This is a genomic window from uncultured Campylobacter sp., assembly GCF_938017775.1.
Classification (GTDB): domain Bacteria; phylum Campylobacterota; class Campylobacteria; order Campylobacterales; family Campylobacteraceae; genus Campylobacter_B.
Map to the genome: position 1 here is coordinate 75,215 of NZ_CALIIU010000033.1, position 13,092 is coordinate 88,306.

Genomic DNA, 13,092 nt, shown 5'->3' on the forward strand with positions numbered 1-13,092 from the left:
GGCCCCGAAATTTAAAAGGCAAATGTATGCAAAAAAGACTAAAAATTTTCTTGCCTATCGTTTTGGCAAGCTGCGCGTTGGGCGCGAATTTAACTACGCAAGAACAAAAAGAATCTTATAGCATCGGAGCTTCCACCGGAAGCTATGTTTCAAACCAGCTGCATTCACAAGCCGCATTAGGCGTCAAATACGACTTAGATGCGGTGATAGAGGGGTTTTTGGACGCTCTTAAAAAGCAGCAGAAGCTAAAAGATGAGGAAATTATTGCACTTTTGAATCAAAGAGCCGATAAACTAAATAAGATCGTAGAAACAAATTCCAAAGCGGAGCTTGATAGAAATTTAAAAGCAGGCAAGGAATTTATGGCGAAAAATGCCAAAAATCCGGACGTTAAAACCACAAAATCCGGTCTTCAATATGAAATTTTAAAGCTAGGTATGGGCGAAAAACCAAAGCCTGAGAGCGTAGTAGTGATGAACTACAAGGCGTATTTGACGAACGGTAGCGTATTTGACGATACTTTCGCATCTAAAATTCCGGCGCATCTTTCTATGATAGGCTTAATCGACGGATTACGCGAGGGGTTGCTTTTGATGAATACGGGCTCGAAATATAAATTTACAATCCCTAGTAATTTAGCCTACGGCAACGTGGACGTAGATAGAATTCCTGCGGGTTCTGTAGTAATTTTTGAAGCCGAACTACTAAAGGTTTTAAAGCCCGGCGAGCTTGCCGATGCGGCCAAAAAGCTTAGCGAGAGCGAGGCTAAAAGCTTTCACGACGCGAATAAAACAAAGTAGTTTTGCTTAAATTTAGTCGGAGGAGAATATGCAAAAGCAAAGAAGAAATTTTATAAAATCCGCCGCACTCGGCTCTTTGGGGCTTGGCGCAATCGCCTCAAGCTTGCTCGCACAAAACGGCACAGATAAAAGTGCACAAGATGTAAACGCAAGTGCTAAAAAGCAAGAGCCGAAAAAGCCGCACTACGGCATGATATTCGATCAGAACAAATGCGTGGGTTGCACTGATTGCGAGATAGCCTGTAAAAAGATAAATTCGGTTCCGAAAGGTCAGATGAGGCTTTTTATCCAGGATAAAACCGATCCGCTAAATTTGAAAGAAAAGCGCTATGTTAGAGTATCTTGTCAGCAGTGCGAGGACGCGCCGTGCGTGAACGTTTGCCCGACTAAAGCCTGCCACAAGGATGAAAAAACGGGCATCACGACGATGAATACTGATGACTGCATCGCCTGTAAATACTGCATCGTCGCCTGTCCTTACGACGTGCGCTTTATAAATCACGAAACAAGAGCCGCAGAGAGCTGCAACTTCTGCCTGGATACGAATTTAAAGGACGGTCACGAGCCCGCCTGCATCGAGGCATGCAGATACGAAGCGATCGTATTCGGCGATCTAAACGACGAAAGCTCGCACATCAGCAAGCTACTTCGCGTAAAAGACAGCCTGCGAATGCATCCTGAGTGCGGCACGAAGCCGAGCCTGCGCTATATTCCTGCGGTAAAACTGGGGGTGTGATATGAACGGAGCTATAAATTTCACTGCGACCTTCTCTCACGGCGTTGAGTGGGGCTGGCCGATAGCGGTTTATCTTTTGCTAGCGGGCATGAGCGGCGGCGCTTTGATCGTCGCGATCCTCGTTAAGCTTTACAAAAAACAAACTGAAAGCACGCCGCTGTTTAAGGCTGCGTCGCTGCTATCTTTCGTCGCGATTTTACTCGGTATGGTCTGCCTGGTAGCCGACCTTGAGAGGCCGCTGCTTTTCTGGAAAATTTTGATTAACTATAACTTCACCTCGGTTATGTCCGTGGGCGTAGCGGCGCTTTGCGTCTATATCCCGCTTAGCTTCGTAGCTTGCCTTTATGCGTTTGAAGCTGATCTTAGCGGATTTTTATCGCGCAGACTTACTTTTTTAAAAGGGCTTTTCACGCTCGTAATGAAAATTTTAAACGCGCTTCGCCCGCTACTTCTTGCGCTTACGCTTGTTTTTGCGGTCGCGATCTGCGCCTATACGGGCTTTTTGATCTCGGTTTTGGTTAGATTTCCTATCCTTAATACGGCCGTTTTACCTGCGCTTTTCGTGGCGTCTGGCTTATCGGCAGGCATTGCAGGCTCAAGCCTAATAGCCGCGCTTTTCTTTAAAGCCGACCCGCACGGCGGCGATCTAAAAACTCTACACGCGGTCGAGTGGCCGGTTTTAGCGATGGAAATTTTACTAATCGGTATGATTTTCGTCTCGCTAATAACGGGCAGCGATGTGCAAAAAGCCGCCAGCGTTGCCTTTAGCGAGGGAATTTACGCGCGTCTTTTTTGGCTAGGCGTCGTGGGTGTAGGTTTTTGCGTACCGCTAGTTTTAAATTTCGCACTGGGCAAAAAGATCGCTCACTCTGCGTTTGCATTCTACGTTAGCGCGCTTGCCAGCGTCATGGGCGTGCTGCTTCTTAGGATGTTTATTTTGTATGCGGGACAAACTTACGATATAATAATGTAAAAACTCGGAGAGGCGATTTTGGGCGTAAATTTATTTAGATTTTTAACTTCTTACAAATTTGCGCTCTGCCTTCTCTTTATCCTTGCCGCAGGCGCCGGCGTCGCAACCTTTTTAGAGAGCATTTACGATACGCAAACGGCTAAAATTTTAGTCTATGAGGCGCGCTGGTACGAGTGCGTAATGAGCGCACTTGCGCTTTGTTTGCTTGCTATCATCATAAAAACCAAAATGTGGCGCCGCTTCGGCTCCTTCGTGCTTCACACGGCATTTATCGTTATCTTTATCGGTGCGGCGCTGACGCGCTATTTCGGCACCGAGGGCGTGCTGCACGTAAGGGTGGGCGAGAGCGAAAGCGAGATGGTAAGCGTCAAACCATACTTGCAAATCCGCACGCAAGACGCGCTGTTTGAGTACCCGCTAAATCTATCTCAGATCGGCAATAACGATTTTAGCTTCACGCAAAGTATAAATTCTAAAAGCTTCACCGTCAAATTTAGCTCCTACAAACCCGCGTCCAAAGGCGAGCAGGGCACGCTTGCGGTAAAAGCGGGCTTTGAGGGCGGAAGCGAGCAAGAAGCGGAGCTTCGCGGCGGCGCGGGCTGGCTCGGGGAACCTAAAATTTTAAACTTTGACGGCGAGGAGATAATGCTAAGCTGGGGCTCGAAACTGATAGAACTTCCGTTTGCGGTAAAGCTTTTGAAATTTAAGCTCGAGCGCTACCCGGGCTCGCAAAGTCCATCATCCTACGCTAGCGATGTTGAAATTTTAAAAGAGGGCAAGAGCGCGGGGGAGCATGAAATTTATATGAACCACCCGCTAAACTTTGGCGGCTTTAAGCTCTTTCAATCCTCCTACGACACGGACGAGCTGGGCACGGTGCTGGAGCTTAATCGCGATCCTGGTAAAATCCCTACCTATTTCGGCTATTTCTTACTTTGCGTCGGATTTATCGGCAATCTTTTTACCGCAGGCAGCAGGTTTAAAAAGCTAGCTAAATTTATCAAAAATAACGCGCCTGCCGCGCTGCTTCTGATCGCGCCGCTTTTTTTCAGCATTGAGCTTCGCGCCGCGAATGAAAACTATCTGGCAAACTTTAAAGCCAACTCGCGCGTTCACGCAAACGGCGCGTTCGCGGAGCTTTTGGTGCAAGATTACATGGGTAGGATCAAGCCGCTTAGCACCGAAGCAAGCGAGATCGTAAATAAAATTTCAGGCACAGAGGGGCTTTACGGCTTAAGCGCCGAGCAGATGATCCTAGGAATGAGCTTAAATCCTGCATTTTGGCGCGATCAAAAGATCATTAAGATCAAAAACGACGAGATCAAAAAGATGCTAGGCTTAGCCCCGCAGGAGCGATATGCGAGCTTTAATTCGGTCTTTGATGAAAACGGCAACTACAAGCTCGCGCGCGTCGTGGACGAGGCGAATGAAAAAAGCGCCTCGCGCCGCAGCGTGCTCGATAACGAGCTGATTAAATTCGACGAGCGGCTAAATATCGCGTATCTGACCTTCAGAGGGGTGTTCTTTAAATTTATCCCCGTGCCGAACGACCCGCAAAACGCCTGGCTCTCGCCGAACGACGCCTTTGCGGATTATAGAATCGCGCCGCAGATCAAAGGCGTGCTAAACGACTATCTAAACGGCTTGCAAGACGGAATTTCGGATAATGATTGGGCTAAAGCGGATGCCGCGTTAGCAGAGCTGAAAAGCTACCAAAGAGCCACCTCGGCGGCTATTCTTCCAAGCGTTAGCCGCGTCAAAGCCGAGGTATTTTACAACAAAGCCTCGGTTTTCAAAAAGCTAGTTTATTGCTATATGATCCTAGGCGGCATAGCTCTTGTTTTAGCGCTTTTGGGCGCGCTTTGCGGCAAGCGCTTCACGCTCGCGCAAAAAATTTTATTCGCGGCCTTTGCCACAAGCTTTGCGGCACATACCCTCGCGCTTGCGCTGCGTTGGTACGTCGCGGCTCACGCGCCGTGGAGCGATAGCTATGAATCGATGATCTACATCGGTTGGTCAGCGGCGCTTGCGGGGATCATATTTTTTAGAAAGTCCCTGCTTACGCTAAGCGCAAGCTGCTTGCTGGCCAGCATCGTGATGCTAGTAGCACATATGAGCTTCGTAAATCCGCAGATCACCAACCTCGTACCGGTGCTAAAATCTTATTGGCTTAGCATCCACGTCTCGGTTATCACGGCTAGCTACGGATTTTTAGGACTTAGCTGCTTGCTCGGTCTTTTGGCTCTTGTTTTGATGGCGCTTAAAAACAGCGCCAATTGCGAGCGGCTTAACGCTCAGATCAGATATATAACGGCGATCAACGAGATTAGCCTCATCGTGGGGCTTTCGATGCTGACGCTCGGAAATTTCTTCGGCGGCGTATGGGCGAATGAGAGTTGGGGGCGATACTGGGGCTGGGATAGCAAAGAGACCTGGTCGTATGTCTCGATCATCGTCTATGCGATCGTGCTGCATCTAAAGCTTATCCCGAAGCTCGGCTCGATCTATGTTTATTGCGTGAGCTCGACGCTCGCGTATAGCTCTATCATAATGACCTATTTCGGCGTAAATTTCTACCTCACTGGTATGCACTCTTATGCCGCAGGGGATGCGCCGCAGATACCCGCGCCGTTTTATTGTATAATAGCGGCGGTAATTTTAATAATCGCTCTTGCTTTCAGGGGCAGGGACGTAAAAAACGATATGAAGGAGTAAATTTGAAAAAATTTCTAATAGCGCTGGTTTTGGCTGCCGCGGCAAACGCGGGCTTTATCAGCGAGGGCATTCAGGCGCAGCAAAGCGGCGATCATAAAAAACTCGCAGAAATTTACGAGCGAGCGTGCGGTTTGGAAAATAAAGCTTCGGGATGCTATAATCTAGCCGTTTTGTATTTTGAGGGCACCGGCAACGTAGAGAAAAATTTCGAAAAGGCGATCAGCCTCTACGAGAAGGCGTGCAGCGCTAAATTTGCGCTTGCGTGCAACAATCTAGGCTATATCTACGAAAGCGGCAACGGCGCGGATCAAAATTTCACCAAAGCGGCAGCTTATTATGAAAAAGCCTGCAAAGATAACGAAGGCTGCACCTCGCTCGGGCTTTTATACGCAAACGGCGCCGGGCTCGCGAAAGACGTCGCTAAGGCGGCGAGCCTTTATGAGAAGGCCTGCACCTACGGCGATATGATGGGCTGCAACAACCTGGGCTATCTGTATCTGAAGGGCGAAGGCGTGCAGCAAAGCTTCGCAAAGGCTAAAATTTTTTACGAAAAGGCTTGCGGCGGCGACATCGGCATCGGCTGCAACAATCTAGGCTATCTATACGCCTTCGGGCAGGGGGTGGACCAGGATTATAAGCAAGCAAAGCAGCAGTATGAAAAGGCGTGCAGCCTCGGCCACTTCGACGGCTGCAATAATTTAGCCATAATGTACGCCGAGGGCAAAGGGGTGAAGTCCGATAACGCCAAAGCAAAAGAGCTTTTCAAAAAAAGCTGCGACGGCGGAATCAAGATGGGGTGCGAGAATTTGGAATTTTTAAACTCGATTAGTAAGTAAATTTAAAACATCAAATTTTTAAGGAGATAGTATGATTTTACGTTCGTTTTTAGCTTCGGCTTTACTGGCGGCAGCGGTTTGCGGCGCCTCCATGGATGGGGCCAATAAACCGGCAAATCCTATGTTTCAAAGCGTGGATCCTAGCAAGGCTACGCTTGTAGGAAGCGGCGAGGGCAAAGAATACTGCGCCGTTTGCGGAATGAATTTGGTTAAATTCTATAAAACCAACCATGTTGTAAACGGCAAGCAAGTAGCTTCCCTGCACTGCTTGTACGAGATTACGGGCGGCAAAATTCCAAGCGATGCGCAGGTCGTCGATACGAAAAATCTAAATTTGATCGACGTGAATAAAGCCTTTTACGTCGTGGGTAGCAAGGTCAAAGGTACGATGAGCCGCAATAGCAAATACGCCTTCTCAACCGAAGCCGACGCGAAGGAATTCCAAGCCGAAAACGGCGGCGAGATAGTGAACTTTGCCAAAGCCTACGAGATCGCGGGACAGGACTTTGAGGGCGATAACAAGATGATCAAAGCCAAACGCGAGGGCGGCGTTTACGCGCACGGCAAGGAATTTTACGAAGCAAACTGCGAGAAAACCGATCCAAAAAGCTTCAAAGCCATCTCCGAGCTTAAAGCTCATCTCAAAAATGTTTGCGACGCAAAAGGCGCGAGCAAGGAGCCTGAGTACGACAAACACCTGCAAGCCGCGGCGCTGTATCTATGGGATGCACCTGTAAATTTAGGCGGCAGCGACAAAAACGCAAAAGCGAAAAAACCTGAAAAGATCGTCGTGCCTGAAGGCGCTAAATGCCCGGTCTGCGGCATGCTAGTGGGTAAAAACCCTAACTGGGCGGCGATGATAGAGATTCAAGGCGGGGAGAGCTTGTATTTTGACGGCGTAAAAGATCTGATGAAATACTACTTCCAAAAGGGTAAGGGCTTTGATAAAATTTACGTAACCGACTACTACAAGCTTCATAAGATCGATGCTAAAAGTGCCTTTTTCGTGCTCGGCTCCAACGTCTTAGGGCCGATGGGCGACGAGCTCATTGCGTTTGATAGCGAGAGCGCGGCTAAGACCTTCGCTAAAGATCACGGCGGTAAGAACGTACTTAAATTTGATGAAATTCAAGAGAGCGTAATAGAAGGGCTATGAGGCTCATTTGCGCTTTAATGATCTTTTTTGCCGCCCTTTACGCGCTCATTGCGGTGCATTATGTAAGCTTTGATCGCGCAAAGGGCGAGCAGTGCCTGCAAAAGCTAGCGCGCGAGATAAAGGATGTGCGGCTCTCAAGCAGCTTTAAGAGCAAAGCCTACGCGGAGTTCGTCTATGATAAATAAAAATTTTATCGACTACTCCGTGACTCTGCTGCGAAAAGACAGAGCCGATCACTCCTTTAGCTTCGCAATCTTTGCATTTATCGTTTTTATTTTAAGCTCGGTACTTTTTATCTCGGGCTCCATTCAAAACGATCTTGAAAAGGTCATCAAGCTCAGACCTGACATCGTCGTAGAGGCTCTACGCGCGGGCAAACGCGACCTGATGCACGACGGCTATATCTACGACATCTCTAAGATCGCGGGCGTCAGCGAAGTGCAGGGCGCCGTGGACGGGATGTATTACTTCGCTCAAAAGCGCGTTTGGTTTCATATCGTAGGCGACGAAAGCCTGAGCGAAAACGAAATGGTCGTAGGCGAGGGGGTGAAGGCGGCGATGGGCGAGTGGTACTACGAGGACGAGTTTCACTTCTTAACCGAACAGCGCCTAATTGCGATTAAGATTAATAAAATTTCGCCGCACGAAAGCAGCATCGTCTCAAACGACGTGATCTATCTCAACCCCGATACTGCGCGCGAGGTGCTGAGCCTGAAGGAGGGTGAATACACCAAGCTCTACGTAAGCGTGCCCAACCCCAACGAAGTAAGCGAAGTAGCGCTTAAGATCGTAAATTTATACCCCAACACGGAGGCTCTCAGTGCCGAGGATGCGGTAGCCGAAGTGAGGCATCTGTATTATTACAAGGGTGGAATTTTTATGGTGCTTTACGCCGTGGCGATGATCTCGTTTTTCATCTTGCTGAAAAATCAAATTTCGCTCGCATACGGCGAGAAGAAAAAGGAGATCGCGATCTTGCGCAGCATCGGCTTTTGTATAAAGGACATCATCGCGATGAAATTTATTCAAAATTTCATCGTTTCGCTAAGCGCTTATCTACTCGGCGTTGCGGGCGCTTATGCTTATGTTTTTATCCTGGATGCGCCGCTTCTGCGCGATATATTCTTAGGTGGCGAGCTGCGAAATTTCATCACCTTCACGCCCGCGATAAATTTCAATATGCTCTTTTTGATCTTCGTCTTTAGCGTGATTCCGTTTTTAGCGTTCGTCATCATCCCTTCATGGCGCATCGCTATAGGCGATATGAGCGAGGCGGTCAAATGAGCAAGATAGAGATCAAGCAGCTTTATAAAATTTACAACGAGGGCAGGGCGAATGAATTTCGCGCTTTAAAAAATATAAGCCTAAGCGTCGAAGAGGGGCAGATCGTAATCTTAAAAGGGGTCAGCGGTAGCGGCAAAAGCACGCTTCTATCCATCATAGGCGCGCTTGCTAAGCCGAGCAGCGGCGAGGTTTTGGTGGACGGCGCAAACGTCTCCAAGCTCGCCGATATCGAAAGCTCCGCGTATCGCCATAAAAAAATCGGTTTTATCTTTCAGTCTTTCAACCTGCTTGAGGCGCTTAGCGTCTATAAAAATGTCCTTGCGCCGCTTAGCCTCGAGCGGCTGAGCAGAGATGAGCTTGGCGCGCGTATAGATGAAGCGATGCAGATCGCTAATATCGCGCATAAAAAAGATCAGATCGTCTCGAGCCTTAGCGGCGGCGAGAAGCAGCGCTGCGCTATCGCAAGAGCGCTCGTGATGAGGCCGCAGATCATCTTAGCCGACGAGCCGACGGCAAATTTAGACAAACAAAACTCGCTCGGCTTTATCGAAATGCTCTCAAAGCTCAAAGAGCTTAAAAAGACCGTTTTGATCGCGACGCACGATATACTCTTCGACGAGCTAAGCTTTGTGGATCGATACGTCTTTTTAAAAGATGGAGAAATTTCAGCATGAGCGTATTTTTATCGGGTAGCGTGATCGCGTTTTTGGCCGTGGAGCTGATCGTAATAGCGCTGATGGCGATCTCGCAATTTCACATCGTGCGGATCATGCGCTACTGGGACTTTAACGCCACCTCAAATTTACAATACGCCCTGGAGAAAAGAAACTATCTCATCAACACCATTTTGTTCTTCACGATAGCGTGCAAGATCATTTTGTTTATATTTTTCGCGCTCTGCCTAAACGAGCTCTCTTCGATCGTGCCCGGCGCGATGTGCTCCGCAGGCGTCGTGGGCTCGAACCGCTACGGCAATATCCTACTGCTTTTAAAAATTTTACTGATCTTCGGCTTTGGGTTCTGGCTTATTTTAAACAGCCTCGATCTTAAAGCGGGAAAATTTCCCTATCTAAAGCGCAAATACCTAATCTTTACCATCCTTTTTGCAGGCGTCCTAGCGGAGTTTATTTTAGAGATTCTATTTTTTATCAATATCCCACTGCGCGTGCCGGTGTTTTGCTGCTCGGTCGTATTTCGCGCGCCGAAGCTTCCGTTCGGCTACACGCAGGCGCTTTTGGCGACCTTTTTCTACGCGATATTGGGCGCCATTTTGATCTTAAATTTCTTAAAGCAGTCGATGGCGAGTTTTACTCTGAATTTGCTCTTTTTGTTCGTCGCATACTACGCGATCACCTATTTTTTCGGGCTTTACGTTTACGAACAGCCCAATCACAAATGCCCGTACTGCATGCTTTTGAAGGATTATTACTTCGTCGGCTATGCGATTTGGGGCTCGCTGTTTTTGGGCATATTTTTCGGCATCGTGCCGTTTTTAACGGAGCTCATCACCAAGCGCGCCTATACCCACCTGCTTAAATACTCCTCGTTCTGGTTCATTCTAAACGCGCTCATCTGCAGCGCCTACGTCGTCAAATATTACTTCGTGCGGGGCGCGCTGCTATGATTAAGAAAATTTTTGCCGCGATTTTGCTTGCCTGCGTGATGGGGCTACTGATATCGTCGATGGATATAGCCGAATCCAAAATTTCCGTGCGCCACGGCAATACCGATAAGCAGCCGCTGCAGATAGAATTTGGCAAATACCTATGTCACGAGAGCGGTACGGTGATAAACGATCTGTACAACACCGCTCAGGCCGTTATGCCAAACGGCGATACATATTTTTTCAACGACATCGCAAACGTCTTTATGTGGCTGATGCGGCAAAAAAACAAAGATGAGATCGTGGTGTGGGTTTATTCGCAAGACACCGAAAAATACATCATCGCCAAGGACGCCTGGTACTCGCGCGTCGAGATCACGCCGATGGGCTACGGCTTTGGCGCGTATGAGTTTCACAACTACGGCAGGAGCGACTACTACTACGACGAGATCGTGCTGTGCGCCGCTCGCGGCGAGACCCTGCTAAATCCGCTCATCAACATCCTTCTATCCGAAAATAAAATTTAGCTTTGCGTCGGATCGGAAAATAAAATTTAGTCCTGCGATGGATCGGAAATAAAATTTAGCCTTGCGGCAGGTAGGAAATAAAATTTAACTCCGCAACGGGCGCGACTTGTCGCAGATACGGCTCGTCGTTTGAATTTTATCCGCGTGCGGCTTGAAAATTTTACCCGCGCCCGCACCTTTTATTAAATTTTGCCCGCCGCTGCCGCTTTCGTTAAATTTAGCTCGCGTCCGAGTTTGCGTTTGCTCGCAATTATTAAATTTGCTCGTATTTGCCCAAGCTCGCGTCCATTCGTATTCATTGGAATTTATCCCGCATTCGCTCATTAAGCTAGCCTAAAATTCAGCCTGTATCGGCTTACTATTGTTAAATTTACCCGTCTATGTCCAAACTCTCGCTCATCCGTCCTTACGGAATTTAGCCTACATTTTCCTGGGCTTACACCGACTTGTTCTAGTTAAATTTAATCTACCAGCGCCGCCTATTTGCTACCCATCAATATCGCTTGCTCGTTTGCCGCTTCGGAAGAGCTCGTAGAGGAACATGGAATGGCCCGACAGACCTTTCCCGCGGTGCTTGTCGAGGAGGGCGTAGCAGATGTTCCGAACCTGCTGCTTCGTGCGCTCTCTTGCGGGATTGGCTTGGGCTTTCCGATGTGGTCGTACGGAACGGACTTCTTTGGCGATGGTCAGCCCGTACTTGTGGCTGAGTTCTTCGGCCACTCTGGCGGCTCGGTTACTGACGAAAGTGGTGTCGTAGACTTTCCCGCTGAGGCTGATTCGATTGGCGATGATGTGGATGTGCAGGTTGTCGGTGTCTTTGTGCGTGACGGCCACCCACTGATGGTCGTCCAACTCCATCTGTTTGGCAAAGAGCAAGGCGAGGCGGTTCAGCGCCTTGAACGTCATCCGCGGCTCGTCCTGCGGGGCAATGCCGATTTCGATGCGCAAGAACTTGTTTTTGCAGCGGCTGTTGTAGTTGTTGATCAGCCTCATCTCCTCGTGAATTTCCTTTGGCGTTTCGCCGCACAGGTTGTGGAGGGCGAGAATCCGGCCGAGCTTTCCTTCTCGGAAAACGTACTCCAGTGCGTTACTTCCATGCGCGATGGCCTTACACTTTGCGATCATGATCTTCGATATTTAAGCGCTTAAATACCTCCTCGGGGACCCGATAGCGGGGGCTGAAGAACCGCTTAAAAGCGATCTTGGCATAGGTGGCAAGTGCCTTCGTCGTGTCCACCCAAGAGGCGTCTTTGACCTTAATCAGATTAGAGATGTGCGCGTAGAACAGTGCCGTCTGACGGAGGATGGCGAGGGCCTCCCTCTCGTTGTCGCCTATCGGAGGGACGGCGACAACGGATCCACCGAGCAACATCTCGCGACAGTAGTCGGAGTACTTCCGTCCCGCGTTTGCAGCCCTCGAACGGATCCGCTCCTTTTCCTCGGCCGTACATCTGACCTTGATGAAGGCGATCTTGTTCGGCTTCTTGTCTTCCTTCTTGTTGTACTTTTTCATGTGGATAGGTCTTTTCTGTGGTACTTATTCTATAGTTGGGGCCGATGAGAACGGATGTGATTACGGCCCTCTCCACCGACCGCAGGGGTGGGGGAGCAAGCGCAGTTTGTGGGAACAAACTGACGTCTTGCATTACCGTCGTCACGCTCCGGTACAAATCCTACAGTGATTCTTGTGATCACTGCATGCCGTGCATTCAGGCGGTTGCTGATTGCTTGACGTGCATATTGTTCGTGGACTATTTGATGGATCCGTGTGCTTGGATTACAGCTTTCGCCATTCCTCGATCTCCTCGGCGTAGTCCTCCAAATGGGCGCGCACGATGCGCTCTACGAAGCTCGACAGGTTGGCGCCACGATTGCCCAGTCGACGGACAACGAAGTCGGCGCGCTCCTGTGTGTCTCTACTCAAATAGACTGCCCGACGTTCTGTCAGCTTGGCAGGGACAAGGAAGGTTTGCTTGTAAGCCTCCAGCGTCTCCCGTCTCATTTTGGCACTGATGCGTTTCGGTGTAGGTGCACTCTCGGCATGCACGGCCTGCTCGGATGGCTCTGCTTCCTGTGGATGCGTTTCTCCCAAATAGACGTCGAGAAACTCCCGGTCTGCTTTGTTGGTGTCTTTCTCTTTCATGGTTGCTATCTCCTTTTTAGTTTGATTGTGTGGGTTGGTTTGGTTGTGATTGGAGCTTGTCCTTGTTGTTCTCGTAGGCGACGGATGCGGTTGACATGGAATTCGTTGAGATCCTTGCATCCTTGGTAGTGTACGGCCATGTCTTCCACTAGAAACCCAGCTTCGATGAACGCGCCCAAGGTTCGCCTTCCAGCGTCGTCGTTATCGAGGAACGCACGGAGGACCGTGATGTGTCGCTCGCGCAAGTAACGGATGCACCGCCCGACATTAGCCACGGAGTTCATTACAAGGCAATGGCTACCGACCTTTTCTTTCATTG

At 49.2% G+C, this 13,092-nt stretch carries 16 protein-coding genes; 11 read left to right on the forward strand and 5 right to left on the reverse strand.

Features of this window, described 5'->3' with window-relative positions:
* The first annotated feature begins 26 nt into the window (after nt 1–26).
* From Q0537_RS05075 to Q0537_RS05125, 11 genes are read left to right on the forward strand one after another with little or no spacing between them, the layout of a single operon-like run.
* The gene (locus tag Q0537_RS05075) at nt 27–800 is read left to right on the forward strand and encodes an FKBP-type peptidyl-prolyl cis-trans isomerase N-terminal domain-containing protein (RefSeq protein ID WP_299225620.1); all 774 of its coding nucleotides are present in this window, start codon (nt 27–29) and stop codon (nt 798–800) included.
* Between the two features lie 28 nt (nt 801–828).
* Nucleotides 829–1,536 (forward strand): 4Fe-4S dicluster domain-containing protein, encoded by a 708-nt coding sequence (locus Q0537_RS05080; RefSeq protein ID WP_299225621.1) that lies wholly within the window; start codon nt 829–831, stop codon nt 1,534–1,536.
* 1 nt (nt 1,537) lies between these two features.
* Nucleotides 1,538–2,509 carry an NrfD/PsrC family molybdoenzyme membrane anchor subunit gene (gene nrfD, locus Q0537_RS05085; protein ID WP_299225622.1) on the forward strand — a complete coding sequence of 324 codons (972 nt, stop codon included), beginning with the start codon at nt 1,538–1,540 and terminating at the stop codon, nt 2,507–2,509.
* An 18-nt stretch (nt 2,510–2,527) separates the two neighbouring features.
* Nucleotides 2,528–5,224 (forward strand): cytochrome c biogenesis protein CcsA, encoded by a 2,697-nt coding sequence (gene ccsA / locus Q0537_RS05090; RefSeq protein WP_299225623.1) that lies wholly within the window; start codon nt 2,528–2,530, stop codon nt 5,222–5,224.
* Between the two features lie 2 nt (nt 5,225–5,226).
* A complete protein-coding gene (locus tag Q0537_RS05095; protein WP_299225624.1) occupies nt 5,227–6,060 on the forward strand; it encodes a tetratricopeptide repeat protein in 834 nt (277 codons plus the stop codon).
* Nucleotides 6,061–6,091: 31 nt separating this feature from the next.
* Nucleotides 6,092–7,216 (forward strand): nitrous oxide reductase accessory protein NosL, encoded by a 1,125-nt coding sequence (locus Q0537_RS05100; RefSeq protein WP_299225625.1) that lies wholly within the window; start codon nt 6,092–6,094, stop codon nt 7,214–7,216.
* Nucleotides 7,213–7,401: a hypothetical protein gene (locus tag Q0537_RS05105; protein ID WP_295098450.1), complete on the forward strand. Its 189-nt coding sequence runs from the start codon at nt 7,213–7,215 to the stop codon at nt 7,399–7,401. The genes Q0537_RS05100 and Q0537_RS05105 overlap by 4 nt, the downstream gene beginning before the upstream one ends.
* Nucleotides 7,391–8,500, forward strand: coding sequence for an FtsX-like permease family protein (locus Q0537_RS05110; protein WP_299225627.1), 1,110 nt, complete (start codon nt 7,391–7,393; stop codon nt 8,498–8,500). Before Q0537_RS05105 ends, Q0537_RS05110 begins: the two co-directional genes overlap by 11 nt.
* Nucleotides 8,497–9,174, forward strand: a complete 678-nt coding sequence (locus Q0537_RS05115) for an ABC transporter ATP-binding protein (protein WP_298028979.1) — start codon at nt 8,497–8,499, stop codon at nt 9,172–9,174. The genes Q0537_RS05110 and Q0537_RS05115 overlap by 4 nt, the downstream gene beginning before the upstream one ends.
* Nucleotides 9,171–10,124 (forward strand): hypothetical protein, encoded by a 954-nt coding sequence (locus tag Q0537_RS05120; RefSeq protein ID WP_299225630.1) that lies wholly within the window; start codon nt 9,171–9,173, stop codon nt 10,122–10,124. Before Q0537_RS05115 ends, Q0537_RS05120 begins: the two co-directional genes overlap by 4 nt.
* Nucleotides 10,121–10,630 carry a hypothetical protein gene (locus Q0537_RS05125; protein ID WP_299225631.1) on the forward strand — a complete coding sequence of 170 codons (510 nt, stop codon included), beginning with the start codon at nt 10,121–10,123 and terminating at the stop codon, nt 10,628–10,630. Before Q0537_RS05120 ends, Q0537_RS05125 begins: the two co-directional genes overlap by 4 nt.
* Nucleotides 10,631–10,714: 84 nt before the next feature.
* Here Q0537_RS05125 and Q0537_RS05130 read toward each other — a convergent pair whose 3' ends face one another.
* The 5 genes from Q0537_RS05130 to Q0537_RS05150 all read right to left on the reverse strand — a co-directional run.
* Entirely contained in the window at nt 10,715–10,954 is a 240-nt protein-coding gene (locus Q0537_RS05130) for a hypothetical protein (RefSeq protein WP_299225632.1), read from the reverse strand.
* A gap of 162 nt (nt 10,955–11,116) precedes the next feature.
* Nucleotides 11,117–11,755, reverse strand: coding sequence for a relaxase/mobilization nuclease domain-containing protein (locus tag Q0537_RS05135; protein ID WP_299225633.1), 639 nt, complete (start codon nt 11,753–11,755; stop codon nt 11,117–11,119).
* A complete protein-coding gene (locus Q0537_RS05140) occupies nt 11,739–12,143 on the reverse strand; it encodes a hypothetical protein (protein WP_299225634.1) in 405 nt (134 codons plus the stop codon). The genes Q0537_RS05135 and Q0537_RS05140 overlap by 17 nt, the downstream gene beginning before the upstream one ends.
* Nucleotides 12,144–12,407: 264 nt before the next feature.
* Complete coding sequence (locus tag Q0537_RS05145; protein ID WP_299225636.1) at nt 12,408–12,773, reverse strand: DUF3408 domain-containing protein; 366 nt, start codon at nt 12,771–12,773, stop codon at nt 12,408–12,410.
* A gap of 5 nt (nt 12,774–12,778) precedes the next feature.
* The coding region (locus tag Q0537_RS05150; RefSeq protein WP_299225637.1) for a toprim domain-containing protein at nt 12,779–13,092 on the reverse strand (314 nt) is incomplete at its 5' end.

Coding starts and splice junctions, on each gene's coding strand:
- Q0537_RS05080 (WP_299225621.1), top strand. CDS start 829: ATGCAAAAGCAAAGAAGAAATTTTATAAAATCCGCCGCACTCGGCTCT.
- Q0537_RS05145 (WP_299225636.1), bottom strand. CDS start 12,773: ATGAAAGAGAAAGACACCAACAAAGCAGACCGGGAGTTTCTCGACGTC.
- Q0537_RS05100 (WP_299225625.1), top strand. CDS start 6,092: ATGATTTTACGTTCGTTTTTAGCTTCGGCTTTACTGGCGGCAGCGGTT.
- Q0537_RS05110 (WP_299225627.1), top strand. CDS start 7,391: ATGATAAATAAAAATTTTATCGACTACTCCGTGACTCTGCTGCGAAAA.
- Q0537_RS05120 (WP_299225630.1), top strand. CDS start 9,171: ATGAGCGTATTTTTATCGGGTAGCGTGATCGCGTTTTTGGCCGTGGAG.
- nrfD (WP_299225622.1), top strand. CDS start 1,538: ATGAACGGAGCTATAAATTTCACTGCGACCTTCTCTCACGGCGTTGAG.
- Q0537_RS05125 (WP_299225631.1), top strand. CDS start 10,121: ATGATTAAGAAAATTTTTGCCGCGATTTTGCTTGCCTGCGTGATGGGG.
- Q0537_RS05130 (WP_299225632.1), bottom strand. CDS start 10,954: ATGAGCGAATGCGGGATAAATTCCAATGAATACGAATGGACGCGAGCT.
- Q0537_RS05105 (WP_295098450.1), top strand. CDS start 7,213: ATGAGGCTCATTTGCGCTTTAATGATCTTTTTTGCCGCCCTTTACGCG.
- Q0537_RS05135 (WP_299225633.1), bottom strand. CDS start 11,755: ATGATCGCAAAGTGTAAGGCCATCGCGCATGGAAGTAACGCACTGGAG.
- Q0537_RS05140 (WP_299225634.1), bottom strand. CDS start 12,143: ATGAAAAAGTACAACAAGAAGGAAGACAAGAAGCCGAACAAGATCGCC.
- Q0537_RS05075 (WP_299225620.1), top strand. CDS start 27: ATGCAAAAAAGACTAAAAATTTTCTTGCCTATCGTTTTGGCAAGCTGC.
- Q0537_RS05115 (WP_298028979.1), top strand. CDS start 8,497: ATGAGCAAGATAGAGATCAAGCAGCTTTATAAAATTTACAACGAGGGC.